21 protein-coding genes and 1 tRNA gene are annotated in these 24,880 nt (G+C 61.4%); 18 read left to right on the forward strand and 4 right to left on the reverse strand.

Features of this window, described 5'->3' with window-relative positions:
- Window positions 1–11 precede the first annotated feature (11 nt).
- The 11 genes from NKJ89_RS11065 to NKJ89_RS11115 all read left to right on the forward strand — a co-directional run bounded on the left by NKJ89_RS11065 (window position 12) and on the right by NKJ89_RS11115 (window position 10,686).
- A complete protein-coding gene (locus NKJ89_RS11065; protein WP_023711818.1) occupies window positions 12–320 on the forward strand; it encodes a TrbC/VirB2 family type IV secretion system protein in 309 nt (102 codons plus the stop codon).
- Window positions 320–592 (forward strand): VirB3 family type IV secretion system protein, encoded by a 273-nt coding sequence (locus tag NKJ89_RS11070; RefSeq protein ID WP_352602309.1) that lies wholly within the window; start codon window positions 320–322, stop codon window positions 590–592. Before NKJ89_RS11065 ends, NKJ89_RS11070 begins: the two co-directional genes overlap by 1 nt.
- Window positions 586–3,036: a conjugal transfer protein TrbE gene (trbE, locus tag NKJ89_RS11075; protein ID WP_352602311.1), complete on the forward strand. Its 2,451-nt coding sequence runs from the start codon at window positions 586–588 to the stop codon at window positions 3,034–3,036. The genes NKJ89_RS11070 and trbE overlap by 7 nt, the downstream gene beginning before the upstream one ends.
- Window positions 3,033–3,758, forward strand: a complete 726-nt coding sequence (gene trbJ / locus NKJ89_RS11080) for a P-type conjugative transfer protein TrbJ (RefSeq protein ID WP_352602313.1) — start codon at window positions 3,033–3,035, stop codon at window positions 3,756–3,758. The genes trbE and trbJ overlap by 4 nt, the downstream gene beginning before the upstream one ends.
- A 36-nt stretch (window positions 3,759–3,794) precedes the next feature.
- Entirely contained in the window at window positions 3,795–5,114 is a 1,320-nt protein-coding gene (trbL, locus tag NKJ89_RS11085; RefSeq protein WP_352602314.1) for a P-type conjugative transfer protein TrbL, read from the forward strand.
- Window positions 5,115–5,846, forward strand: coding sequence for a conjugal transfer protein TrbF (gene trbF / locus NKJ89_RS11090; RefSeq protein WP_023685994.1), 732 nt, complete (start codon window positions 5,115–5,117; stop codon window positions 5,844–5,846).
- The gene (gene trbG / locus NKJ89_RS11095; RefSeq protein ID WP_031245469.1) at window positions 5,836–6,864 is read left to right on the forward strand and encodes a P-type conjugative transfer protein TrbG; all 1,029 of its coding nucleotides are present in this window, start codon (window positions 5,836–5,838) and stop codon (window positions 6,862–6,864) included. Before trbF ends, trbG begins: the two co-directional genes overlap by 11 nt.
- Window positions 6,865–6,874: 10 nt before the next feature.
- Window positions 6,875–8,092: a TraB/TrbI/VirB10 family type IV secretion system protein gene (locus NKJ89_RS11100; protein WP_023729046.1), complete on the forward strand. Its 1,218-nt coding sequence runs from the start codon at window positions 6,875–6,877 to the stop codon at window positions 8,090–8,092.
- A 13-nt stretch (window positions 8,093–8,105) separates the two neighbouring features.
- Complete coding sequence (locus NKJ89_RS11105; protein WP_023689356.1) at window positions 8,106–8,384, forward strand: DUF2274 domain-containing protein; 279 nt, start codon at window positions 8,106–8,108, stop codon at window positions 8,382–8,384.
- Between the two features lie 685 nt (window positions 8,385–9,069).
- Entirely contained in the window at window positions 9,070–9,363 is a 294-nt protein-coding gene (locus NKJ89_RS11110) for a helix-turn-helix domain-containing protein (RefSeq protein WP_023689355.1), read from the forward strand.
- Window positions 9,364–9,375: 12 nt separating this feature from the next.
- Complete coding sequence (locus NKJ89_RS11115; protein ID WP_352602316.1) at window positions 9,376–10,686, forward strand: type II toxin-antitoxin system HipA family toxin; 1,311 nt, start codon at window positions 9,376–9,378, stop codon at window positions 10,684–10,686.
- Window positions 10,687–10,950: 264 nt separating this feature from the next.
- Here NKJ89_RS11115 and NKJ89_RS11120 read toward each other — a convergent pair whose 3' ends face one another.
- The 3 genes from NKJ89_RS11120 to NKJ89_RS11130 form a co-directional block, all read right to left on the reverse strand.
- Complete coding sequence (locus NKJ89_RS11120) at window positions 10,951–12,261, reverse strand: tyrosine-type recombinase/integrase (protein WP_352602318.1); 1,311 nt, start codon at window positions 12,259–12,261, stop codon at window positions 10,951–10,953.
- 212 nt (window positions 12,262–12,473) lie between these two features.
- Window positions 12,474–12,549 (reverse strand) — tRNA-Phe (locus tag NKJ89_RS11125).
- 310 nt (window positions 12,550–12,859) lie between these two features.
- Window positions 12,860–13,732 carry a helix-turn-helix domain-containing protein gene (locus tag NKJ89_RS11130; protein ID WP_031259888.1) on the reverse strand — a complete coding sequence of 291 codons (873 nt, stop codon included), beginning with the start codon at window positions 13,730–13,732 and terminating at the stop codon, window positions 12,860–12,862.
- Window positions 13,733–13,838: 106 nt separating this feature from the next.
- Here NKJ89_RS11130 and NKJ89_RS11135 point away from each other — a divergent pair, with 106 nt between their 5' ends.
- The 5 genes from NKJ89_RS11135 to NKJ89_RS11155 all read left to right on the forward strand — a co-directional run bounded on the left by NKJ89_RS11135 (window position 13,839) and on the right by NKJ89_RS11155 (window position 20,061).
- The gene (locus tag NKJ89_RS11135) at window positions 13,839–15,110 is read left to right on the forward strand and encodes an ABC transporter substrate-binding protein (protein WP_023758411.1); all 1,272 of its coding nucleotides are present in this window, start codon (window positions 13,839–13,841) and stop codon (window positions 15,108–15,110) included.
- 106 nt (window positions 15,111–15,216) lie between these two features.
- Entirely contained in the window at window positions 15,217–16,077 is an 861-nt protein-coding gene (locus NKJ89_RS11140) for a carbohydrate ABC transporter permease (RefSeq protein WP_023758410.1), read from the forward strand.
- Complete coding sequence (locus NKJ89_RS11145) at window positions 16,074–16,910, forward strand: carbohydrate ABC transporter permease (RefSeq protein ID WP_352602320.1); 837 nt, start codon at window positions 16,074–16,076, stop codon at window positions 16,908–16,910. Before NKJ89_RS11140 ends, NKJ89_RS11145 begins: the two co-directional genes overlap by 4 nt.
- 8 nt (window positions 16,911–16,918) lie before the next feature.
- On the forward strand, window positions 16,919–17,998 hold the full coding sequence (locus NKJ89_RS11150) for an ABC transporter ATP-binding protein (protein ID WP_352602322.1): 1,080 nt from the start codon (window positions 16,919–16,921) through the stop codon (window positions 17,996–17,998).
- Between the two features lie 35 nt (window positions 17,999–18,033).
- Window positions 18,034–20,061 carry an aldo/keto reductase gene (locus tag NKJ89_RS11155; protein ID WP_352602324.1) on the forward strand — a complete coding sequence of 676 codons (2,028 nt, stop codon included), beginning with the start codon at window positions 18,034–18,036 and terminating at the stop codon, window positions 20,059–20,061.
- Between the two features lie 25 nt (window positions 20,062–20,086).
- Here NKJ89_RS11155 and NKJ89_RS11160 read toward each other — a convergent pair whose 3' ends face one another.
- Entirely contained in the window at window positions 20,087–21,133 is a 1,047-nt protein-coding gene (locus NKJ89_RS11160) for an AraC family ligand binding domain-containing protein (RefSeq protein ID WP_502904123.1), read from the reverse strand.
- Window positions 21,134–21,208: 75 nt separating this feature from the next.
- On the opposite strand from NKJ89_RS11160, the gene NKJ89_RS11165 reads away from it, so the two are divergent.
- Both NKJ89_RS11165 and NKJ89_RS11170 read left to right on the forward strand, forming a co-directional pair.
- Window positions 21,209–22,675 carry an alpha-glucosidase/alpha-galactosidase gene (locus tag NKJ89_RS11165; protein ID WP_352602328.1) on the forward strand — a complete coding sequence of 489 codons (1,467 nt, stop codon included), beginning with the start codon at window positions 21,209–21,211 and terminating at the stop codon, window positions 22,673–22,675.
- 119 nt (window positions 22,676–22,794) lie between these two features.
- Window positions 22,795–24,879, forward strand: a complete 2,085-nt coding sequence (locus NKJ89_RS11170) for an ABC transporter substrate-binding protein (RefSeq protein ID WP_352602330.1) — start codon at window positions 22,795–22,797, stop codon at window positions 24,877–24,879.
- Window position 24,880: the final 1 nt, after the last annotated feature.

The following is a 24,880-nucleotide window of genomic DNA, read 5'->3' on the forward strand; positions in this document are numbered from 1 at the left end:
AAGGTCATCTCATGCGCAAGAAAATTTGCTTTCTTTCGTCCGCCGCCGTCGCGCTTCTTCTCACGGCCCAGGCTCACGCTGCCGGCTCCGGCATGCCCTGGGAACAGCCGCTTCAGCAGATCCTGGAATCGGTGCAGGGGCCGGTGGCCAAGATCGTTGCCGTGATCATCATCATAACCACTGGCCTTACCCTTGCGTTCGGCGACACGGCGGGCGGTTTCCGCCGGCTGATCCAGATCGTCTTCGGCCTGTCGATCGCCTTCGCGGCCTCGAGCTTCTTTCTTTCCTTCTTCTCCTTTGGCGGCGGGGCAGTCGTCTGATGAGCACCAGAGAGCAGCATATCGAAGGCTTCGAGGTTCTGGTCCATCGGGCGCTCACCGAGCCGATCCTGCTCGGCGGCGCGCCGCGGGCGGTGGCGATCCTCAATGGCACGGTGGCCGCCGCCATCGGCCTAGGCCTGCAGCAGTGGATTGCCGGTCTGATCCTCTGGATCGCCGGCCACACGCTCGCGGTCTTTGCCGCACGGCGTGATCCGGATTTTGCCAACGTGCTTGTCCGTCATCTTCGTCAAAAGGGCTGGCTTGCATGCTGAAGCTTTCCGAATACCGCGGCAAAGCCGACCGGCTTGCCGACCATCTGCCGTGGGCAGCACTCGTCGCGCCCGGCATCGTGCTCAACAAGGATGGCAGCTCCCAGCGGACATTGCGGTTTCGTGGCCCCGACCTTGAAAGCGCGACGGAGGCCGAACTTATCGGCATATGCGCGCGGGCAAACAATGCGCTGAAAAGGCTCGGCTCCGGTTGGGCATTATTCTTCGAGGCCGAGCGCAGCGAAGCGCTGGGCTATCCGAGCTCGGCGCTTCCCGATGCTGCCTCATGGCTGATCGATGAGGAACGGCGCGCGGCCTTCGAGGGCAAGGTCGCGCATTTCGAGAGCATCTATCATCTGACCTTGGTCTTCATGCCTGGGCCCGATGGCCAAGCGCGCGCGGAAAGTGCTCTCGTCGACTCGCATGACTTGGGAGGGGAAAGAGACTGGCGCCAGGAGCTTGCCCGGTTCCGAGACGAGACTGACCGCGTTCTCGATCTTCTTTCGGGCTTCGTGCCCGAGGTGCGCGCGCTCGACGATGCCGAGACCCTGACGTACCTGCACGGCACGATCTCGACACGCCGTCATCCGGTCGCCGTGCCGGAAACGCCAATGTATCTCGACGGCGTCCTGGTTGACGCGCCGCTGACCGGCGGCCTAGAGCCGATGCTGGGCGAGCAGCATCTGCGCACGCTCACAGTTCTCGGCTTTCCGAACGTCACCCGGCCAGGAATCCTTGATGCGCTCAATAACCAGGATTTCGCCTATCGCTGGGTGACGCGCTTCATTCCACTCGACAAGGCGGAAGCCACGAAGACGCTGACTCGGCTCCGCCGGCAGTGGTTTGCCAAGCGCAAATCGATCGCGGCTATTCTGCGCGAGGTGGTGACCAACGAACCGGTGCCTCTCGTCGACAGCGACGCCGACAACAAGGCGCTCGATGCCGATGCAGCACTGCAGGCATTGGGCGGCGATCATGTCGGCTTCGGCTATCTCACCACAACGGTGACGGTGTGGGATCAGAACCGTAAAGCCGCCGCGGAAAAGCTTCGCGCCGTCGAGCGGATCGTCAACGGGCTCGGCTTCACCACCATTCGCGAAAGCATCAATGCCGTCGAAGCGTGGCTTGGTTCATTGCCGGGTCATGTCTACGCCAACGTTCGCCAGCCGCTCGTTCACACGCTTAACCTTGCCCATCTCATGCCGCTGTCGTCCGTGTGGGCAGGTCCAGCGGAGAACGAGCATCTTGCCGAGGTCACCGGCGATTACGCTCCGCCGCTTCTTTTCGCCGAAACCAGCGGCTCGACGCCGTTTCGGCTTTCGACCCATATCGGCGATGTCGGCCACATGCTGATTGTCGGGCCGACCGGTGCCGGCAAGTCGGTTCTGCTTGCCCTGATCGCTTTGCAGTTCCGGCGCTACGCTGGCGCGCAAATCTATGTCTTCGACAAAGGCAATTCGGCCCGCGCCGCCGCGCTTGCCATGGGCGGCGACCACCATGCGTTGGGTGCGAATGGTGCGCTTGCTTTCCAGCCGCTGCGCCACATCGACGACCCGGCCACACAGAGCTGGGCGGCCGAATGGATCGCCGGCCTCATTGCCCACGAGAATGTCACCGTCACCCCGGAGGTGAAGGAGGCAATCTGGTCGGCGCTCACCAGCCTCGCCACCGCGCCGGCGCAGGAACGCACGCTGACTGGCCTGTCGCTCCTGCTTCAGTCCAATGCGCTCAAATCGGCGTTGATGCCCTACACGCTCGACGGTCCATTCGGCCGGCTGCTCGATGCCGATGACGACCGGCTGGCCATCTCGGATGTGCAGTGTTTCGAGACCCAGGAGCTGATGCACAGCCAAGGCGCTGTGCTGCCTGTGCTCACCTATCTGTTCCATCGTCTTGAGGACCGGTTTGACGGGCGGCCGACGCTGCTCATGCTCGACGAGGCCTGGGTCTATCTCGACAACCCGCTCTTTGCCGCCCGAATCCGCGAATGGCTTAAGGTACTGCGTAAGAAAAACGTCTCCGTCATCTTCGCGACGCAGTCGCTTGCCGACATCGCCGGCTCTTCTATCGCACCGGCAATCATCGAGAGTTGCCCGCAGCGCATTTTTCTTCCCAATGATCGTGCGGTGGAGCCGCAGGCACGGGCAGCCTATGAGCGCTTCGGTCTTAATGAGCGACAGATCGAATTGGTCGCCCGCGCCACGCCGAAGCGCCACTACTATCTGCAGTCGCGCCGCGGCAATCGCCTCTTCGAGCTCGGGCTAGGCCCGATCGCTCTTGCGCTTTGCGGCGCCTCCGACCCGGCCGCCCAGAACCTGATCGACAATATTCTTTCCGAAGAAGGGCAGGGCAGCTTTGCCGCCCGTTTCTTCAGTGCGCGCGGCCTGGATTGGGCTGCCGAGCTTCTCCAGCAATTTCCTCAACCTAACAAGGAGCAATCGTCATGATCGGACGCCGCCTTTTTACTAGCCTGGTCACCGTTTCCCTGATTGCCAAACCGATGGCTGACTACGTCCAGCCGGCCTATGCGCTCATCGTGTTTGACCCGTCCAACTATACGCAGAATGTGCTGTCGGCAGCACGCGCATTGGAGCAGATCAACAACCAAATCCAGTCGCTTCAGAACCAGGCGACCATGCTGCAGAACATGGCGCGCAACCTTCAGCGCCTGGATTTCTCTTCCGTGGGCCAGCTTACCGGCTCGCTCCAACGGATTGACGGTCTGATGACCCAGGCGAGCGGCCTGAGCTTCGATCTCGACAAGCTGCAGGACCAGTGGCGCCAGCAATATCCGGAAAGCTACGACGCCACCATCAAGGTCAGCGATGTGGCGAGCGCCGCGCGCCAGCGCTGGCAGAGCGCCATGCAGGCGTTCCGCCAGACCATGAGCGCGCAGTCGCAGATCGTCGAGAACGTGCAGGCCGATGGCGACCTGCTTACCGATCTCGTCAATCGCAGTCAGGGCGCGGCAGGTGCCCTCGAGGCAAGCCAGGCTACCAATCAGCTGATCGCGCTTTCGACCAAGCAGCAGATGCAGATCCAGACGCTGCTTGCGACCCAGTTCCGGGCCGAAGCCGAGGATGCGGCGCGCAAAGCGCAGTCTGAGGAAGCCGCTCGCGAGACGACGAAGCGTTTCCTGGGCACCGGCACGGCTTATCCCGGCAACTGAGCGGCAGTTCTTCAAGACAACGAGGAAGGCGGCGACATGAACGACCTCGGAGTCATCGATCGCTTCATGGAGACCTTTACCCGCTACATTGACAGTGGGTTCGGTCTGCTTTCAGGCGACGTCGCCTTTCTCACCACCATTCTGATCGGCATTGACATCACGCTCGCGGGCTTGGTCTGGGCGTTCGGCGGCGAGCCCAACATTCTCGGCCGGCTTGTTCGCAAAGTGCTCTATGTCGGCGCCTTCGCCTTCGTCCTGAACAATTTCAAGAACCTCGCCGACATGATTTACCGCTCCTTTGCCGGTCTCGGCATCAACGCATCGGCCGGCAACCTGTCCGCCGACAGTCTCCTGCGGCCAGGCCGCATTGCCGCGGCCGGCTTCGAGGGCGCCTGGCCGCTCCTCAATCAAGCGAGCCAGCTAGTAGGCTTCCCCGAGATCTTCGGTAACGCGCTCACCATCTTCGTGCTGCTTCTGGCCTGGTTCCTGGTCCTCATCGCCTTCTTCATTCTTTCCATCCAGCTCTTCATCACCATCCTCGAGTTCAAGCTCACCACGCTGGCCGGCTTCGTCCTGGTGCCCTTCGCGCTCTGGAACCGTTCGGCGTTTCTGGCCGAGCGCGTGCTCGGCAATGTGATTTCGTCGGGCATCAAGGTGATGGTGCTTGCCGTCATCGTCGGCATCGGCTCCACGCTCTTTGGCGAGTTCGCTTCCGCCCTGCAGGGCCAGGAGCCGGACCTGGCGGCGGCCATGTCTCAGGTGCTGGGTGCGCTGGCGCTGCTTGGGCTCGGCATTTTCGGCCCCGGGATTGCCTCGGGTCTCGTTTCCGGCGCGCCGCAGCTTGGCGCCGGCGCGGCACTTGGAACAACGGCGGCCGCAGCTGGATCAACGCTCGTTGCCGGAGGCGCTGCGTTTGCCGGCGCGCGCATGGCAACAGGCGGCGGCCTCGCCGCAGTCCGTGCCGGCGCCGCCATGGGGTCCGCTGCCACCGTCGCCTGGCAAACGGGGCGCGCGACATCGCCCGAGTCCGGGCTGTCCGGGGTAGCTGCTGGGCTGCAGGGGGTTGCGAGTGCCGCTAGCGGCGCCGCGATGCGGGGAATGCGATCCGCAGCAGAACCATTCCGCCGTAGTGCCGACGCCGGTCGCGATGCCGGCTGGATGACCGGCGGCATGCCGACCAGCTCGATGAGCGGAAGCTCTCCAGTTGTAGCTCCCGCGGCCGCGCCTGCCTGGGCAAGGCGTCTGCGTTCCGAACAGACCGCACGCGCCCATCGCAATGCTGCCACGCAGGCGGTGCGCGATGGAGATCGGGGCGGAAGCGGCGCCAATCCCTCCCTCAATGACAAGGAAGACTAGATGCTCTTCAAGCGACCCGTTCAGCGTTATGGAAAGACGCCCGAACCCGTAACACCCTACCAGAAGGCCAGCCAACTCTGGGATGAGCGCATCGGCACGGCGCGCGTCCAGGCCAAGAACTGGCGCTTCATGGCCTTTGGCTGCCTGGCTCTGACGACGGGGCTTTCCGGTGGGCTTCTGTGGCAGTCGATGCAGGGCCGCGTCGTGCCTTATGTCGTCGAGGTCGACCGCTTTGGCGAGGCGCACGCGGTCGGGCCGGCAGTCCAAAACTACCAGCCCGACGATGCCCAGATCGCCTGGCATCTCAGCCGCTTCATCCAGAATGTTCGTTCGGTTTCCACCGATGCGGTTCTGGTGCGGCAGAATTGGCTGTCGGCCTACGACTTTGCCACCGACCGAGCGGCGCTCTTCCTCAACGAATATGCCAAGGCGAACGACCCTTTCGGCCAAATCGGCACGCGCAGCGTGTCAGTACAGGTGACCAGCGTGGTCAGGGCTTCCGACAGCTCGTTCCAGGTCAAATGGACCGAGCAGGTGTTCGAGCGCGGCAGCCTCGCCAGCACGACGCGCTGGATCGGGATCCTTACCATCCTCATCCGCCCGCCTAGGACAACCGAGCAGCTGCGCAAGAACCCGCTCGGCGTCTTCATCAACGCCATCGACTGGTCGCGCGAGCTCGACAGCGCCGCGCCAACCCCCGTTTCCCCTAAGGAGCCCGCCAATGACAAATAGAGCCCCATTGCTTCGTGCTGCCTTGATCCTGTCGGCGTCTGTTGCGGTTCTTTCGGCCTGTGCCTCGAAGCCAGTGCCGCCGCCTCAGATTTCCTATGACCACGAGGACTTCAAACCAGCCGCGATCGAGAAGGCGCCGGAGAAGCCGGTCAAGGTCGTGGAAGTGCCGAAACCGTTACCGTTGCCTGGTCAGTTGATGCCCGCACCCGGCAAGCCCGCCCCAGATAAGCGCTCGCCGGAAGAACAGGTCGCCGATGCCAACAAGGCGGCGACGCAACAACCCACCAAGTTTGGCTATGTCAATGCGGTGCAGGTTTACCCCTTTGCCGACGGCGCGCTCTACCAGCTCTACGCCGCGCCGGAGCGCGTCACCGATATCTCATTGCAGCGGGGCGAGAAGCTGACCTCGGTCTCAGCCGGCGATACGGTCCGTTGGGTGATCGGTGACACCGTTAGTGGCTCAGGCGATGACCAGCGCACTCATGTGCTGGTGAAGCCATTCGCGCCGGGGCTTGCCACCAATCTGGTCATCACGACGGACAGGCGATCCTATCACCTGCAGCTTCAAAGCACTGAGAAAACTGCCATGGCGGCGCTCTCCTGGATTTACAGCGAAGACCAACTCGTGGCGCTTCGGCGGCGCAACGCTCAGGCAGAGGCTGAAATGCCCGCGGCCTCGAACGTAGCACTCGAAAACATCCGCTTCCGCTATTCGATCACCGGCGACACGCCGCCGTGGAGACCGACGCGCGCCTTCGATGATGGCAGCAAGGTCTACATAGAGTTCCCGAAGCGCATTGATCAGGGCGAGGCGCCACCGCTCTTCATCGTCGGTGCTGACGGGGACAACCAGCTCGTCAACTATCGGATGCACGGCAACTACTACATCGTCGAGCGCCTCTTTGCCGCGGCTGAACTCCGTCTCGGCGCCAAGCAGCAGCAGGTGGTGCGCATCACCAGGACCGACGGACGGCAACTGCCGCGGCGGATATCGCTCTTTTCGCGTTTTGGCAGGTGAGGGGAGGCTCATGACCGACACGTCCCGCCCCAATGTTCCGCCCAAACTCGATCCCGAACAGCTGCAGCTGCGGGCCTCACCGCGCCGGGCCGTGCGCTTCAAGCGCGGCATAATCGTCGCGATCGCAGCTGTTGGCTCCGCCACCATCTTTGGCGTCACGATGATGGCGCTGCAGGGGCCGGCACTGCGCCTGAAGCAGCAGGCTGAAGAGCTTTACAGCACCGACCGCAACCCGACCGCCGAGGGACTTGAATCGCTGCCCAAGGACTATTCCGGGAGCAAGCCGAAGGCTCCGGTGCTTGGACCGCCGCTGCCCGGGGATCTCGGCCGTCCTATTCTCGAGCACCAGCGCCAGCTTGGCATCGCACCTGGGCAAGACGTTTCCGCCGAGGCGCAGCGGCTTGCACAACAAGCGATTGAGGCGCGCGAGTCGCAAGTCCTCTTCCGCATCGAAAACCGGCCCCAGCAGACGGAAGCTTTTGGCAATGGGCAGGGCGGACGTTCGCCTTTCGAGACGGCGTCTCCGCAGCCAGATACCGAAGGCCAGCGAGCTTCCGTCGCGCCGGCCGAGGGCGACCAGAACAATCAACAGCGCAAGCTCGATTTCATCGATCAACGGAACACCGGCGGGATCTACAACCCGCATGCACTGCAGACGCCGGCTTCGCCCTATCAGATCATGGCCGGTAGCGTGATCGCTGCAAGCCTGATCACCGGCATCAATTCCGATCTGCCCGGCCTTGTTGTCGCCCAGATCACCGAGAATGTGCACGACAGCGTCACCGGCAGCATCCTGCTCATCCCGCAGGGCTCACGGCTGATCGGCACCTACGACAGCGTTGTAGCCTTTGGGCAAAGGCGCGCTCTGTTGGTGTGGCAACGCATCGTGATGCCGGACGGCTCCTCTACCGAAATCGACAATCTGCCCGTGACCGACGCGGCCGGCTATGCCGGGCTCGAGGACAAGGTGGATTTCCATACTTGGCAGTTGATCAAGGGCGTCGCGGTAGCCACATTGCTGGGGGTTGGTACCGAGTTGAGCTTTGGGGAAAATGAAAGCGACTTGGTCAAGGCAATTCGTGAATCCACCCAGCAGAACGTCAGTCAAGCGGGCCAACGGATCACTGAAAAGAACCTGAACGTCCAACCCACGATCACCGTGCGCCCTGGTTGGCCGTTGCGCGTCATCGTGCACAAGGACCTCGTGTTGCGGCCATACACGGGGTGAACAGGAGGACTTCATGGCTAACCTGAAACTCGGAAAACTTCCGGACCGGACACCTTCGAAGATCACCATCACCGTTGGCGCCGACTTGAGCCAAGCACTCAACGACTATGCCGCACTTTACCGTGAGACCTATGGCGAGTCCGAAACGGTGGCGGAACTGATCCCCTTTATGCTGGTCGGGTTCCTGGAAGGCGACCGGGCGTTTGCCAAGGCCAGAAAGGAAGGTCTGCCGGGCGCCGGCGCGTCGGAGAAACCACGAAGGCAATCATCTTCCACACTGGACAACGGTTAGCGCTTGGTGTCGTTTTGGAGCACGCTAGGTTCTTGATCCTGACCGCGTTGCCGCCGGTCCGTACTCCACCAGTTCGAGTGCCTCCTCCTTTGTGCAGGAATTCGCCTGAGCGAGTTCGAGCGCCTCTTCAAGGAAGCGATGATTGCGCTCCTGTACATCGAGGTGAGCCGGCGTCGGAAAGCACGCGACAATCCATTGCCACACGCGGTGTTGAAACGAGCCTGAAGGCATGTCTAATTCCCAGCGGCTACCTTGAGAAGACACTGAGTCTGAGGGAGATTCAAGTTTCAGGGGAACAACTAAGCCTGCTAGACAATAAGTGCATAAAAGCCGTGGCTTTATCTTGCGGCCGGCCTCGTTCTCTTCGGACAAAAATCGATCTTGTCACGATGCCGCCAGACCGGATGCTGAATGACAGCTTCTCGCCAACAGTAATTGAATAGCGGACCAGACCGCTCCCGGCCCCGACAAGTTGTTGAGTTCTCGACCAGCGGTCATTCTCGATGGTACCGTGGCGAAAGGTCGATCGCACATTGTTGCGTGGCGCAATGATTTTATATAGGTTGGTATATGAAGGTTGCCGATATGTGAGCCTATATTGCGTTAAATTGATATAGTAACGTATATTGACACCCGTCATATATGAGCCTATATCAGGCTAGCTCATACAGAAATCGTATACGCCATGAAGATCAGAACAGCTCGCGACATTGGAATCCTGATCAAGGAGGCCCGCACCCGGCGCGGCCTGTCACAGGCTGCCTTGGCCAAAATGATCACCACGACGCAGACGTGGGTGTCGTGGATCGAGAACGGCAAGCCCAGCGCCGAGATCGGCAACGTGCTGCTGGCGCTGACCACGCTTGGTGTGGAGATGGACTTTCAGATCCCGCCGGCGCCGACGTCGGCTGATCATCATCATAATGCCGATGAACGGCATGTCGACGATGACGACGACGAGATTCCCTACAAGCTCTAGATGACGATGATCATGATGAAGCCGATCGACACCCTCGACGTCTATATCGCTGGCAGACCGGTTGGGGGGCTCCACCACCTGCAGGGCGGCAAGCTTTCGTTCTCCTATCACGAGGCATGGATGGAAGGCCCGGTGGCGATCCCGCTCTCCCTGTCCATGCCGACGATCACCAGGACCTACGAGGGCAAGGTCGTCGAGGCATTCCTCTGGGGCCTACTGCCAGATAATGAGCAGACCCTCGCCAGATGGGCGCAGAGGTTCCAGGTCTCCGCCCGAAACCCGTTTGCCCTGCTCAAGAATGTCGGCCGCGACTGCGCCGGCGCCGTCCAGTTCCTTTCGCGTGGCGACCAGATTTCCCGCGGCGAGAACGTGGAGTTGCTCACCGAGGCGCAGATCGGCGACCGCCTGCGCGATCTGCGCAAAGATGGTGCAGCGACCCGGCGAATCGGCGATCCTGGTCAGTTCAGTCTCGCTGGTGCGCAGGCAAAGACGGCGTTCCATTTCGATAAGGGCAGCAATCGCTGGGGGATCCCTCTAGGCGACACGCCCACGACACACATCTTCAAGCCGCCTTTGCCGCACTTGCACGGGCATACCGAGAACGAGCATTTCTGCCTGCAGCTTGCATCCAAGCTCGGCATGGACGCTGCACATAGCCAGGTTCTCGACTTCGCAGGCGAAAAGGCAATCGTTATCGAGCGCTACGACCGCCGCAACAACGAGGGCAAGACCATCCGCATCCATCAGGAGGACATGTGCCAGGCCCTGTCGGTGATGCCGACGCTCAAGTACGAGAACCAGGGTGGGCCAGGTACCACGACGATCTCCAGAAAGGTGCTGTCGGCCTCCCTCGACCCCGTCCAAGACCGTCAGATCTTCATGGCCGCGAACGTCTTCAACTGGATCATCGCCGGCACGGACGCGCATGCAAAGAACTACTCGATGCTGCTCGGAGCCCAGGGCGAGGCCCGCCTAGCTCCGCTCTACGACATCTCCTCCATTCTGCCGCACCTCGGGGGAGAGATCCAATCTGAGATGCGCGACCTTAAACTGGCGATGAAGATCGACAGAGTCTATCCCATCGAGGAGATCATGCCGCGCCACTGGGGGCGCTGTGCGTCCTCAGCAAAGGTTGGCGGCGAGTACATGGTGCGGACGATCCGCCATCAGCTCGCGGTGATGCCCGATATGGCATCGGAGTGCGCCCAAGAGCTTCGCCAGGAGGGGATCATCCATGAGATCGTTGGTCGCCTCGTCGACGCGATCGCGACGCGCATCAAGGGCTTGTCCCGGATCTATGGAGAGGAAGGTTGTGGAGGTTAAAGTCGGGCGGGGATAGCGGATCCACGGACTAATGCCGGCGAAACGGACGGACCGCACACTGCCCACGGGATTCTCGCTCTAATAGCGCGCGGCCCCGGGCCGGGTAGATGGCCGGTTTCGGAACCGGCCATCGGCAGCTTGAATGACGGAAATGGGGTCGGCTGCAGAACGGCAGCTTCCCGCCGAACGCGGTCAACTTTCTCTCCGGAAAATCTGACAATGCGGGCCTACGATTTGGCGTCGAGTTGTGGCGTTTTTCGACGGTCAGTATGATTTCCGGCGGTTGGAGATTTGTATCGGCGTTTGATGAACGGCCGCTGTTGGTTTCAAAGTGGATGGTCGCGTTGGTGTGTGGACAGCAGGCTTGCGGCGTCCCTCGATTGAGATCACCCGCAGGTTTTTGCTCTTGAGTTCATCCAGATAATCGGCCCACCACTGCATCATCTCGACGCGCTCGTCCCAGTGCTCTGCCCGGGCGTAGGCGCGCCGAACGTCGTTGTTCTCAATGTGGGCCAGCTGCCGCTCTATCGCGTCCGGATGCCACTTGCCGCATTCGTTCAGCAGAGTTGATGCCGTTGCTCGAAAACCATGCGCGGTAGCTTCTTCCTTGCTGTAACCCATACGACGCAGTGCGGCGTTAAGGGTATTGTCGGAAATCGGACGCGAAGCCGATCGAACACTAGGAAACAGCAGCGATGCATCACCAGAGATTTCTCTCAGTGAAGTCAGGACGCTGATCGCTTGCTTTGATAGGGGAATGCGGTGCGGCCGTCGCATTTTCATGCGTGCTTCAGGGATCGTCCACACCGAGCTTTCAAAATCGAACTCTTCCCATTCAGCGGCGCGAAGCTCGCCTGGGCGGGGAAACAGCAGCGCTATCAGCTTCAGACCGGCTCGCGTTGTAGGCTGTCCGTCAAATGCATGGATCGCCCTCAGCAAACCGCCCAAGGCCTTCGGATCGGTAATCGCGGCGCGAGACGTTACCTTCGGACTGATGAGTGCGCCTCTGAGGGCGAAGGTCGGATCTGTCTCGGCGCGTGCGGTCGCGATCGCGTATCGAAACACGCTGCCGATGGTGGAGCGCAGTCGCCTGGCCGACTCATATCGACCGCGAACCTCCACGCGACGGAGGGCGGTAAGGATGCTGGCCGGCTCGATCTCCCGAATGCACTTGTCGCCGATTATCGGATAGGCAAAGTCGAGCAGCCATTTGACCTTGCTGATCGTCCGGTCGGCACGTCCCTCCTTCTTCAGCTTGTCAACATATTCGTCCGCGATTGAGCGAAAGGAGTCCTTTGCCGAATCGGCCTTCCGCAAGCTGCGTTCCTTTCCAGGGTCGACGCCAGCTAGCAGGAGCCTTTTAGCATCATCGCGCGCCTCCCGTGCCTCGGCGAGAGAGATAAGGGGATAGCTGCCCAGCGCGAGCAGTTTCTGCTTGCCGTCAAAGCGGTAGGCGAGCCGCCAGAGGCGAGAGCCCGTGGGCTGTACCCATAGCTGCAGCCCGCCCCCGTCAGACAATTTCGCGAGTTTGGAAGCAGGGCGGGCGTTTCGACATTTCACGTCGGATAGGGCCATTCGTCAGGTCTCCCTTGGCTGTTTCGATACCATCAGGATGTCGAATACCAACGGAAATACCATCCCCCCGCCTCGTTGGATCAAATGCGCCCGAAGCGCTCTCTGTCACGCCTAATTGCGCAATGCGACAGCAAAAGATCAATAATTCCAGTCGCTTGCAGAAGCTGCAGCGTAGACGGTTCGGCTAAACGGAGGGTCGGGAGAAGAGGGGATGGTGCCCAGAGGCGGATTCGAACCACCGACACGCGGATTTTCAGTCCGCTGCTCTACCAACTGAGCTATCTGGGCCTGTTCCGGCAAACGAAATCTCATTTGGCCGGATTTCATCGAGGCGCCGTGGGCGTCCCTTGAAAGCGCGTGGGTTATAGCATGGGAATTCGGCCTGTCCAGCGCCCAGATGGCGAATTCAGACAGGAAAGGCGATGCCATTGGACGGCCGCTTCCGATGCCGTGGCGGCAGCCGGAAATGGCAGCCAGTGCGACGCCATTTCGTCCGACGGCGTCCTTATCGCGGACCGCAACCGTTCGACCCGTCTTTAGCCGGCGATCAGGTCGGCAATGCTTTCGCGGCAACGGCGCGGGGCATGCCTGCCGCCGCTTATCTGGCGCCGGTCACGCCCCGGCGAAAATCGGAGGGCGACATGCCGGCCAGCTTGCGGAATGACTTGTTGAAGGCGCTGAGCGAGCCGAAGCCCGAATCCATGGCGACGCGCAGCACATTGGCGTCCTGATGCATCAAAAGCGCTTGTGCATAGCTCAGCCGCAGCAGGTTGACATATTCGTTGAGCGTCATGCCGGTCGATTTCTTGAACAGGTTCATCGCGTATTTGGGATGGATATCGGCGGCGGTTGCAATGTTCACGCTATCGATCTCGTAGAGGAAGTTCTCGGCGATGAAATCGCACATTCGACCGACATTGCGGGACGACTGCTGGTCGAAGGGGCTGCCCGTTTCCTGCCCGGGCGCGGTTTCCGGCACCAGTCGATAAGGCTCGAATCGCACCCGTTCCAGCCTGAGCAGCAACTCGTTCACGGCATGCTCGATCATGGCCGGATCGCCCGAACGGAAATAGCGATTCCAGCGCTCGAAATTATGGTGGTCCGCCGGATCGGTCGCGCCCGTCACCAGCGTCGCGCCCGTCATCAGCCGATGGCGGACATCCGTCGGCAAATGCAAGCGAAAGAAATGCACCAGCGGCAGATGCGCGCCGGCATAGATGGCGTCGTCCGAGAGATCGGTCATCTGGTGCGGCAGGCCGCCCCAGAACAGGCACATGTCGCCTGCCGACAGTGCGATCTCATGTTCGTTCATGCGGTAATGCACGCTGCCGCGCACAATGAAATTGACCTCGACCTGGGCGTGCCAATGTGGCTTGAGCATCACCAGCGGATGGTTATGAAACATCTGCAGGGCAAGCGGCAGGCCTTCCACGCTGCTGGCGCCAGGCTGATAAAACGGCCGTTCCGGCATCTTACTTTCCGCCAATTTCATATTCCCTTTGACGGCGACACGCCTTGCCCACTGCATAGTCTAGCCATGCTCGCAGTGAGAGAGCAAATGAAATGGGAGGATTTCTATGCGCATCACAATGACCTGCGCCGCGCTCGTGCTTGCCCTGGGGTCTGCCCCGGCCTATGCGCAGTCCGGCGAAATCACCATCTGGAGCTGGAATGTCGCCGCTTCATCGTTGAAGGCGACCATTGCCGGCTTCAACAAGCAATTCCCAGACGTCAAGGTTACGGTCCAGGATCTCGGCAACCAGCCGACCTACGATAAGTCGATCGCCGGTTGTGCGGCCGGCGGCGTCGGCCTGCCCGACATCGTCACCATCGAGAACGGCGAAGCCGAAAATTACTGGAGCCAGTTCCCCGACTGCTTCGTCGACCTGCATACGCTGGGTTATACCGCAGAGGATCAGGCGAAATTCCCCGACTTCAAACGCACCGAGCTCGAAGTCGGCGACAAGGCCTATGCGATGCCGTGGGATTCGGGTCCGGTCGCGGCCTTCTATCGCCGCGATTTCTACGAAAAGGCCGGCGTCGATCCGGCGTCGATCAAGACCTGGGACGATTTCATCGCAGCCGGCAAGAAGATCCAGGCCGCCAATCCGGGCGTCACCATGACCAACGCCGATTTCAACGGCGATAGCGAATTCTTCCGTATGATCTCCAACGAACAGGGCTGCGCCTATTTCTCCGCCGATGGGCAGTCCATCACGGTCAACCAGCCCAAATGCGTCGATGCCATGACCAAGATCAAGGAGATGAAGGACGCCGGCATCATTTCGTCGGCCGACTGGGGCACCAAGATCACCAACAACACCGCCGGTACCGTCGCCACCCAGATTTATGGCGGCTGGTATGAAGGCACCATTCGCACCGAATCGGCCGGTGAAAACGGCAAATGGGGCGTCTATCTGATGCCGAGCCTCACCGCCGACGGCCCCCGCGCCGCCAATCTCGGCGGGTCCTCGCTGGCCATCACATCGGCGTCGAAGAACAAGGAGGCTGCCTACGCCTATCTCAAGTACACGCTCGGAACCAATGAAGGCCAGATCACGATGCTGAAGGGTTTCGGCCTCGTGCCCTCGCTGATCTCGGCACTCAATGAGCCCTATGTTTCCGAAGGCCTGCCCTACTGGGGCGGCCAGGCGGTGTGGAAGGATATCCTCGGCACCTTGCCGAAAGTTGTTCCCAGCCGCGGCACGCCATTCCAGAGCGATGCCGAAATCATCGTTCGCGCAGTGCAGACCAAATATCTGGCCGGCGGCTATCCCGACGCCAAGGCGGCACTCGACGACGCCGCAAGCCAGATCGCCGCGGCGACCGGATTGCCCGTCAAATCTTGATCTGGAGATGATGTCGCGGGCAACATGATGCTGCCCGCGACCATTACCGAACGCGCCGCGCGTTTCAGCAGGGCGCGCCACCCTTGAACGCGGAAAGGAGACAGCAATGCGCCATCAGAATGCCACGGCGTATCGCTTCCTCGCGCCCTATCTGCTGATCTTTGCGGTGTTCTGGGTGTGGCCGATCATCAGCTCCTTCATGATCTCCTTCCAGGCGACGCGCACCGTGCCGTGGCGGTTTGCGCCCGGCTTCAACTGGGGCCGATTGATTGGCGATCCGGCCTTCTTCAACGCGCTTGAGAACACGCTGCTGATCCTGGTGATCCAGGTGCCGGTGATGATTTCGCTGGCGCTCGTCATGGCGGTGCTGTTGAATTCGCCGCTTTTGAAGGCGCGCGGCCTTTACCGCTTCGCCTTCTTCGCCCCGGTCGTGGTTGGCGAGGTCGCCTATTCGGCGGTGTTCCGGCTGATGTTCAACCTCGATTTCGGCATCATCAACAAGCTCTTGAACAGCGTCGGCCTGCCCAAGATCGACTGGTTCTCCAACGTCACGCCGGCGATGGCGCTGATCATGATCGCGGTGACCTGGCGCTGGGCCGGTTACAACGCCATCATCCTGCTCGCCGGTATGCAGTCCATTCCCGAAGATGTCTACGAGGCGGCGACGCTCGACCGTGTCAGCAAGCTCAAGCAATTCTTCCATATCACCCTGCCGCTCCTCAAGCCGGTCATCGTGTTTTGCCTGGTGCTGTCGATCATCGGCACCATGCAGCTGTTCACCGAGCCATTCCTGATCACCGAGCGGGGCGGCCCGGGAGGCGGCACGGAGACGCTTGGCCTGCTGCTCTATCGCCAGGGGTTCCGGTCGCTCAACTTCGGCTACGCGTCGGCCGTTGCCTACACCATGGCCGGCCTGGCGATCGCCATCACGCTAGTGCAGCTGTGGCTGACGAGGGAGCCGAAATGAGCTCGCGCTCCTCCACCAGGCTGGGACGCAGCATTGCGCTGCATCTGTTCCTGACGCCACTGGCGCTGATCTGGCTGTTTCCGCTGTGGATGATGGTGGTATTTTCGACCATGCCGGACAACGGCATCTTCAGCCCCGGCATCGAGCTGTTGCCGCACGGCAATTTCATTGACAATTTCAACAATCTGCAGCGGGACACCAACTTCGTCGGCGCCATCGGCATTTCGGTCTCGGTGGCGGTTACCTACACCATCCTGTCGGTACTGCTGACGTCGATGGCCGGCTGGGCACTGGCTCGTTACCAGTTCTTCGGCAAAGGCGCGATTGTCGCCATTATCCTCGGCACCATCACGCTTCCCTATGCGGTCGTGCTGATCCCGCAATTCATCATGGTGGCGCGCGATTTCAAGCTCGCCAACACCTGGATTGCGCTGATCGTGCCGCCGCTGTTCAATTCGCTCGGCGTGCTGTTCATGCGGCAGAGTTTTTCGATGATGCCGGACGACCTCTTCCATGCGGCGCGCGTCGAAGGCGTGAAGGAATGGCGCATCTTCCTGTTCGTTGCGCTGCCCTTGGCGCGGCCGATGCTGGCGGCGCTCGCCATCATCCTGTTCCTCGCCTCCTGGAATAATTATCTGTGGCCGCTTTTGATCAACAGCCAGCCCGGTTCAATGACGGCGCCGGTGGCGCTCGGCACGCTGATCGGCCTCACCAAGGTGTCATGGGGCGGCATCATGGCGGGCGCGGTGATGCTGACGGTGCCGATGCTCGTCGTCTTCGTGCTGTTGCAGCGCCATTTCATCGCCGGCATCGCCGCCGGCGCAGTCAAGTAAGGGGCAGAATGGCAACGGTCACGCTCAACAATGTCGTCAAGCGCTTCGGCCTCTTCGAGGTCGTCCACGGCGCCAGCATCGACATCGAGGACGGCGAGTTCGTCGTCTTTGTCGGCCCGTCCGGCTGCGGCAAGTCTACGCTGCTCAGAATGATCGCCGGGCTCGAGGACATCAGCGGCGGCGAGATCGCCATCGGCGGCAAGGTGGTGAACGATGTCGAGCCAGCCGACCGCGGCATCGCCATGGTGTTCCAGTCCTACGCACTCTATCCGCACATGAGCGTCGAACAGAACCTCTCTTTCGGGCTGCGCATGACCGGCAACCCGAAAGCCGACACCGATCGGCGGATAAAGCGCGCGGCAGAGATCCTGCGCATCAGCGAATTGATGGACAGGCGGCCGAAAAAACTCTCCGGCGGCCAGCGCCAGCGCGTCGCCATAGGTCGCGCCATCGTGCGCGAGCCGCAGGTCTTCCTGTTCGATGAGCCGCTCTCCAATCTCGACGCCGAATTGCGCGTCCAGATGCGGGTCGAGATCTCTCGGCTGCACAAGGAACTCGGCGCCACCATGATCTATGTCACGCACGACCAGACCGAGGCGATGACGCTCGCCGACAGGATCGTCGTGATGCGCGCCGGCCATATCGAGCAGATCGGCCGGCCGCTCGATCTCTACGACAATCCCGACAACCAGTTCGTTGCGGGCTTTGTCGGCTCGCCGAAGATGAACTTCATCAAGGCTCATATTGTTGGACACGATGCGCGCGGCGTGATGGTCGAACTGGCGGGTCAGGAGAAGACCCGTTTCACGCAGCCGCTGACAGGCGCTACGCCCGAAGTGGGTAGCAAGGTCATCGTCGGCGTGCGGCCCGAACATTTCGGCAACGCGGGAGAAGGTGGCGCCGACCTCGTCGTCGGCATCGACGTGATTGAGCACCTCGGCGGCACGAGCTTCCTCTACACCAGAACGGCCAATGGTGAAGACGTGGTGATCCAGCGCGACGCCGCAAAAGTTCCCGATGCGTCCGAGATCACCGTTTCCATCCGCAAATCCTACCTGTTCGACGAAAAAGGACTGCGGCTGCGCTGACCGGCCGCCCTTTCCAGCCTTCAAGGAGAATGACAATGACTGCAACCACGCCCATTCGCTGGGGCATCCTCGGACCGGGCAGCATCGCCCAGTCCTTTGCCGGTGGCGTGGCCGATTCGCGCACCGGAAAGCTGGTCGCCATCGGTGCCCGCAATCCCGCCAAGCCTGGCCTCGCCGAGAGTTTCCCCGGCGCCCGTATCCTCGACGGCTACGATGCGCTGCTTGCTGATCCCGAAGTCGATGTGGTCTACATTTCGATACCGCATCCCGGCCATGCGCAATGGGCGATCAAGGCGGCCGAGGCAGGAAAGCATGTGCTGTGCGAAAAGCCGCTTGCACTGACCGCCTTCGAGGCCGACGCCATGATGCATGCCGCGCGCAAGGCCGGCACGTTTCTCGGCGAAGCCTTCATGTACCGGCTGCACCCGCAGACGCTGAAGCTGGTCGAGCTGATCAGGTCCGGTGTCATCGGCGAGATCAGGATGATCAAGTCGAGCTTCGGTTTCGCCATGCCGGGCTTCATGCCGCAGCACCGGCTCTACGCCAACGATCTTGCCGGCGGCGGCATTCTTGACGTCGGCGGCTATCCCGTCTCGATGGTCCGATTGATTGCCGGCGCCGCCGCTGGAAAACCCTTCGCCGAGCCTGACAAGGTCGTCGGCACCGCCCATCTTGGCCAGTCCGGCGTCGACGAATGGGCCTCGGCGCTGCTGCATTTCCCCGGCGGCATTGTCGCCGAAGTCTCCTGCAGCATCTCGCTCAACCAGGACAATGTTCTGCGCATCCTGGGCACCAAAGGCCGCATCGAGGTGCCGGACTTCTGGTTCGCTGGCGGTAACCGCAACGTCGGCCTGGGCCAGATCGACGTCATTGCATCGGATGGCTCGCGCGAGACCATCAGCGTCAACGAGAAGCGCCATGTCTATTCCTTCGAGGTCGACGCGGCCGGCGAGGCCATTCGCGCCGGGCGGCAGGAATTCGCCTGGCCGGGCATGGCCTGGGCGGAAAGCCTCGGCACGTTGCGTGTGCTGGACAGATGGCGGGCGGCGGCCGGCCTCGAATACGGGATCGAGAAGCCCCAACAACGCATCAACACCATCTCCGGCCGGCCTTTGCGATCAGGCGGCACGGCGATCGCCAAGCGCAAGATACCGGGGCTGTCGAAGCCCGCGTCGGTGGTGGCGCTCGGCTTCGAGGATTTCCGCACGTTTTCCTCGGGCTCGATCCTGCTCGACGCCTTTTTCGAGGCCGGCGGCAATCTCTTCGACACCGGTTATGTCTACGGCGCCGGTTATACCGAGAAGCTGCTTGGCGAGTGGCTGAAGAACCGCGGCGTGCGCGCGCAATCGGTGGTCATCGCCAAGGGCGCCCACTCGCCGCTCTGCTATCCCGATGTGATCGGCAAGCAGCTCGACCAGTCGCTCGACCGCCTGCAGACCGACCATGTCGATGTCTATTTCATGCACCGCGACAATCCGGACGTGCCGGTCGGCGAATTCGTCGATGCGATGGATCGCGAGGTAAAGGCTGGCCGTATCCGCGGCCCGTTCGGCGGCTCGAACTGGACGATGGAACGCATGGACGAGGCCATTGCCTATGCCGAACGCACCGGCAAGCAAAAGCCCGGCGCGCTATCCAACAATTTCTCGCTGGCCGAAATGCTGGAGCCGATCTGGGCTGGCTGCGTCACGTCCTCCACGGATGCGTGGAAGGCCTGGCTGACATCTAGGCAGATGCCGAACTTCGCCTGGTCGAGCCAGGGACGCGGCTTCTTCACCGACCGCGCCGGGCGCGACAGGCTCGACAACGAGGAACTGGTACGTGTCTGGTACTCGGAGCGGAATTTCGGCCGCCGCGACCGGGCGATCGACCTTGCCGCGAGACTTGGCAAGAGCCCGATCCATGTTGCGCTCGCCTATGTGCTTGCCCAGCCCTTCCCATCCATTCCACTGATCGGGCCGCGCACGCTGGACGAGTTGGACGACAGCCTGCGCGCCCTCGACATCACGCTTTCGCAGGCCGATCTCGAGTGGTTGGATGGCGGCAGTCTGCGCGCAGCCTAATTAGCTCTGACTAACGGCGGCGGTGTCAGGTCCCGTCATCGGACGCCCTGACGCCGCGCCTGGCCGGGGTTCTCATGCTGGCGTACATGCCGGTGGTGCGGAATTGGCTTGGCGTAATGCCGTAACAGCGGCGGAAGACCTTCGAAAAATAGTTCGCGTCCTCGAAGCCGCAGAGGATGGCGACTTCCTTCACCGGCAGAAAATCCACCTTGGTCAGCAGCTTCGCGGCACGTTGCAGGCGCTGCTGCAGCACGAACTCGGCGGGCGGCACGCCTTCGCTTTCGGCGAAACAGCGCGAAAAATGAGCCCGGCTGAGGCCGCTGATCTGTACCAGATCCGCCACAGGCAGCGGTTTGTCGAGATTGGCACCGATGTGATCGATCACCGGCTGCATGACGCTCTGTTTTTCGGCAAAGGCGTGGGAGCCGAAGACATCGTCATAGAGCGCCATTGCAGCCTCGTAGGCTATCGCCGAAGCAGCACCCGGCGAAGCAGCCCCTTTGATCAGGCGCAGGCTGCAATCGGCAAGATGATCGATTGTCGCCGGCTGCAGCCGAAATACAGGACCGGAGACGCTGAGGATCGACTTGTGGATGCGCAGCGCTTCCTCGCCGTTCATCGAAATCCAGAAAAACTCCCAGCGCTCATCCCCAGCCAGCCAGTAGCGGTGGTTGTGCGGCACCAGCACCAGCAATGTGTCGTTCTTCTGCAGGCGGTAGTTGCGGTTTTCGTAGCGCAGCCGGCCGGCTCCGCTGATCGTGTGCTGGAGCACCGTGAACGGTGTCTGGCCGCGCTTGCGGCCGTCCCAATCATAGATCTCGTCCTCGCGCACCTCATAGCCCGTGCTCGTCGGCATGGCGTGCAGGCGCTGCCGACCGCGCGGCAGCGAGATCGTGCGCATGGATTGTCCGTTGGCTATTAAATCATGCAGCACAAAATTACCCTCGAAAGCATAATCCTTCTCTGGCAGCGCTCGCGAATAAGCGCATAATCCCCGTCGAAAAGCGAGAGGGATCCGCAGTCGAGGAGCGGACAGGGAGGTTGGTGAGCCGGATTCCGGCTTGTCGCGCATACATGTCACGGCATGTGGCTACAACTTCCCATTGTCATTCCTTGCCTGCATATCGAATGGAATGAGGTGCGGCTGATGAGTTTCAAAATCGCTATCATCGGTGCAGGCAGCGTCGGCTTCACCAAGAAATTGTTCACCGACATCCTGTGCGTGCCCGAATTCAAGGACATCGAATTCGCGTTGACCGACGTCAGCGAGCACAATCTTCAGATGATCAAGGCGATCCTCGACAGGATCATCGAGGCAAACAGATTGCCGACCAAGGTGACGGCGACCACCGACCGCCGCAAGGCGCTCGAAGGCGCACGCTACGTCATCAGCTGCGTGCGGGTCGGAGGCCTCGAAGCCTATGCCGACGATATCCGCATTCCCCTGAAATATGGCATCGACCAGTGCGTCGGCGATACGATTTGCGCCGGCGGCATTCTCTATGGCCAGCGCAACATCCCGGTGATCCTGGATTTCTGCAAGGACATCCGCGAGGTCGCCGAGACGAACGTCAAATTCCTGAACTACGCCAACCCGATGGCGATGAACACCTGGGCAGCGATCGAATACGGCAAGGTCGACACCGTCGGGCTCTGCCACGGGGTTCAGCACGGAGCCGAGCAGATCGCCGAGGTCCTCGGCGCGAAGTCGAGGCAGGAACTCGACTATGTCTGTTCAGGCATCAACCACCAGACCTGGTTCATCGACCTGCGCCTGAACGGCCGCCCCATCGGCAAGGACGAATTGGTGGCCGCCTTCGAGGCGCATCCGGTCTATTCGCAACAGGAGAAGCTGCGCATCGATGTCTTGAAGCGCTTCGGCGTCTATTCGACCGAAAGCAACGGCCATCTTTCCGAATATCTGCCCTGGTATCGCAAACGTCCCGACGAGATTACGCGCTGGATCGACATGTCCGACTGGATCCACGGTGAAACGGGCGGCTATCTTCGCTACTCCACCGAAACCCGCAACTGGTTCGAAACGGAATATCCGCAGTTCCTCGAAGCGGCGTCAAAGCCGATCGACCCGGAGAAGCGCTCCAACGAGCATGCCAGCCACATTCTGGAGGCGCTGGAGACCAACCGTGTCTATCGCGGCCACTTCAACGTCAAGAACGATGGGGTGATCACCAACCTGCCGCAGGATGCCATCGTCGAGTCGCCCGGCTTCGTCGACCGTTTCGGCATCAACATGGCGGCCGGCATCACGCTGCCGGAAGCCTGCGCCGCCACCTGCATTTCCTCGATCAACGTCCAGCGCATGTCTGTTCATGCCGCGATATCAGGCGACATCGATCTGTTGAAGCTCGCCGTGCTGCACGACCCGCTGGTCGGCGCGGTTTCGACGCCGGAGGAGGTCTGGCAGATGGTCGACGAAATGGTCGTCGCCCAGGCGGCCTGGCTGCCGCAATATGCCCATGCGGTTCCGGCCGCCAGGGAGCGGCTGTCGACATCTCAGGTGAAGACCCGCGAGTGGGCGGGCGCTGCACGGCGCAGCGTTCGCTCGATCGAGGAATTGCGAGCCGAAAAAGCTGCGCTGGCGCAAGCCGGCTGAAACCACATGCGGTGACGGTGGATCTACGGGAGGCGGATCCACTGCCAGGAAGCCGTTTGAGTTCGAGGAGAAGCGGAGCGGATGCAAACGCTCCGGAACAAACAAGAGGGAGAGAGACAGTGAGGAATTTACGCAATATCGGTCTTGCTGCCGGACTGGCGCTGAGCGTCTCGGTCTCGGCACTCAATGCATACGCTAGCGAACCGACGGTTCCGCCGGCGCCGACACCGTTCCCCGCCGAGGGCAAGATCCACTATGTGGCGCGTGACTCCATTCTGGAGTTCAAGGCGCTCCCCGAATATCACGAGCCGGACTGGGTCACCGATAAATACGTCAAGACCGGCAAGCTGCCGCCGCTCAAGGACCGGCTGCCGAAAGAACCGCTGGTCTTCAAGACGGGCAACATGCAGGACGGCATCGGCGTCTACGGCGATACGATGCGCCATGTCATCGGCGGGCGGCCGGAGGGCTGGAACTACGGCGCCGGCCAGACCCAAGGCTGGGGCGGCATCGATATCGGTCTTTCCGAATGCCTGACGCGCACCGCACCGCTGTTCCAGGTCGAGGCGAAGGACACCGAGCCGTTGCCGAACCTGGCCAGGAGCTGGGACTGGTCGAAGGACGGCCACAAGCTGACCATGCACCTGGTCGAAGGCGCCAAATGGTCGGATGGCGTTGCCTTCAATGCCGACGATGTCATGTTCTACTGGGACGACGAGGTCGTCGACCCGAACGTCTCGCCGCTGAACGGAGCGACGCCGGAAACTTTCGGTGTCGGTACGACGCTGAAGAAGATCGACGACTACACCGTCGAGTGGACCTTCAAGGAGGCGTTTCCGAAACAATATCTCTACGCGATGGCATACGGCACCTTCTGCCCGGGTCCTTCGCACATCCTGAAGCCGCAGCATCCGAAATATTCGAAGAACACCTACGATCAGTTCAAGAACGCCTTCCCGCCGGAATATATGAACCTGCCGGTAATGGGCGCCTGGGTGCCGGTCGAATACCGGCCTGACGATATCATCGTCCTGCGTCGCAACCCCTATTATTGGAAAGTCGACGAGAAGGGCAACCAGCTGCCTTACCTCAACGAGCTGCAGTACAAGCTGTCGACCTGGGCCGACCGCGACGTCCAGGCGGTCGCCGGCTCGGCTGACTTTTCCAATCTGGAACAGCCGGAAAACTTCGTCGCCTCGCTGAAGCGCGCGGCAGAGGCCAATGCCCCCGCACGCCTGGCCTTCGGCCCGCGGCTCATCGGCTACAATTTGCGCATGAACTTTTCCGCCAATGGCTGGGGCAACCCGGACGCGCGCGGGCAAGCCGTGCGCGAGCTGAACCGCAACGAGGACTTCCGCAAGGCCATCACCATGGCGCTCGACCGCAAGGCGCTCGGCGACTCGCTGGTCAAGGGGCCGTTCACCGCCATCTATCCCGGCGGACTGTCGTCGGGCACCAGCTTCTATGACCGCAATTCGACGGTCTACTATCCCTTCGATCTCGATGGCGCCAAGGCCGAACTGGCCAAGGCAGGCCTCAAGGACACGGACGGCGACGGTTTCGTGAACTTCCCTTCCGGCACCGCCGGAGGCAAGAACGTCGAGGTCGTGATGTTGGTCAACAACGACTACACCACCGACAAGAGCCTTGCCGAAGGCGTCGTCGCCCAGATGGAAAAGCTTGGAATTCGGGTCGTGCTCAACGGGCTCAACGGTACTCAGCGCGACGCTTCGCAATATTCCGGCCGCTTCGACTGGCTGGTCCGGCGCAACGACCAGGAACTGACCTCGGTGGTGCAGAACACCGCGCAGCTCGCCCCGGTCGGTCCGCGCACCAGCTGGGACCATCGAGCGCCGGAAAACGGTGAGGTCGATTTGATGCCTTTCGAAAAGGACCTCGTCGACATCGTCAACAAGTTCGTCTCGACGCAGGACAATGACCAACGTGCCAGCCTGATGAAACAGTTTCAGAAGATATCGACGGAACACGTCTACAATGTCGGTCTGACGGAATATCCTGGCGCGCTGATCGTCAACAAGCGTTTTTCGAACATTCCGCAGGGCACACCGATCTTCATGTTCAACTGGGCCGAGGATTCGATCATTCGCGAACGGGTCTTTGTCGCCGCCGACAAGCAGGCGAAATACGAGTTGTTCCCTGAGGAGCTGCCCGGCAAGCCCGGAGAAAAAGGCCCGATGGATTAGG

Origin of the sequence: Mesorhizobium sp. M0047, from assembly GCF_040323315.1 — a bacterium.
GTDB lineage: Bacteria > Pseudomonadota > Alphaproteobacteria > Rhizobiales > Rhizobiaceae > Mesorhizobium.

Bases quoted from the DNA above. Each gene is read 5' to 3' on its own strand.
- NKJ89_RS11130 (WP_031259888.1), bottom strand. From the start codon at position 13,732: ATGCCGGAACGGCCGTTTTATCAGCCTGGCGCCAGCAGCGTGGAAGGC.
- NKJ89_RS11160 (WP_502904123.1), bottom strand. From the start codon at position 21,133: ATGCGCGACAAGCCGGAATCCGGCTCACCAACCTCCCTGTCCGCTCCT.
- trbL (WP_352602314.1), top strand. From the start codon at position 3,795: ATGAACGACCTCGGAGTCATCGATCGCTTCATGGAGACCTTTACCCGC.
- NKJ89_RS11065 (WP_023711818.1), top strand. From the start codon at position 12: ATGCGCAAGAAAATTTGCTTTCTTTCGTCCGCCGCCGTCGCGCTTCTT.
- NKJ89_RS11105 (WP_023689356.1), top strand. From the start codon at position 8,106: ATGGCTAACCTGAAACTCGGAAAACTTCCGGACCGGACACCTTCGAAG.
- NKJ89_RS11115 (WP_352602316.1), top strand. From the start codon at position 9,376: ATGATGAAGCCGATCGACACCCTCGACGTCTATATCGCTGGCAGACCG.
- trbJ (WP_352602313.1), top strand. From the start codon at position 3,033: ATGATCGGACGCCGCCTTTTTACTAGCCTGGTCACCGTTTCCCTGATT.
- trbG (WP_031245469.1), top strand. From the start codon at position 5,836: ATGACAAATAGAGCCCCATTGCTTCGTGCTGCCTTGATCCTGTCGGCG.
- NKJ89_RS11165 (WP_352602328.1), top strand. From the start codon at position 21,209: ATGAGTTTCAAAATCGCTATCATCGGTGCAGGCAGCGTCGGCTTCACC.
- trbF (WP_023685994.1), top strand. From the start codon at position 5,115: ATGCTCTTCAAGCGACCCGTTCAGCGTTATGGAAAGACGCCCGAACCC.
- NKJ89_RS11120 (WP_352602318.1), bottom strand. From the start codon at position 12,261: ATGGCCCTATCCGACGTGAAATGTCGAAACGCCCGCCCTGCTTCCAAA.
- NKJ89_RS11145 (WP_352602320.1), top strand. From the start codon at position 16,074: ATGAGCTCGCGCTCCTCCACCAGGCTGGGACGCAGCATTGCGCTGCAT.
- NKJ89_RS11100 (WP_023729046.1), top strand. From the start codon at position 6,875: ATGACCGACACGTCCCGCCCCAATGTTCCGCCCAAACTCGATCCCGAA.
- NKJ89_RS11150 (WP_352602322.1), top strand. From the start codon at position 16,919: ATGGCAACGGTCACGCTCAACAATGTCGTCAAGCGCTTCGGCCTCTTC.
- NKJ89_RS11110 (WP_023689355.1), top strand. From the start codon at position 9,070: ATGAAGATCAGAACAGCTCGCGACATTGGAATCCTGATCAAGGAGGCC.
- NKJ89_RS11155 (WP_352602324.1), top strand. From the start codon at position 18,034: ATGACTGCAACCACGCCCATTCGCTGGGGCATCCTCGGACCGGGCAGC.
- NKJ89_RS11070 (WP_352602309.1), top strand. From the start codon at position 320: ATGAGCACCAGAGAGCAGCATATCGAAGGCTTCGAGGTTCTGGTCCAT.
- NKJ89_RS11140 (WP_023758410.1), top strand. From the start codon at position 15,217: ATGCGCCATCAGAATGCCACGGCGTATCGCTTCCTCGCGCCCTATCTG.
- NKJ89_RS11135 (WP_023758411.1), top strand. From the start codon at position 13,839: ATGCGCATCACAATGACCTGCGCCGCGCTCGTGCTTGCCCTGGGGTCT.
- trbE (WP_352602311.1), top strand. From the start codon at position 586: ATGCTGAAGCTTTCCGAATACCGCGGCAAAGCCGACCGGCTTGCCGAC.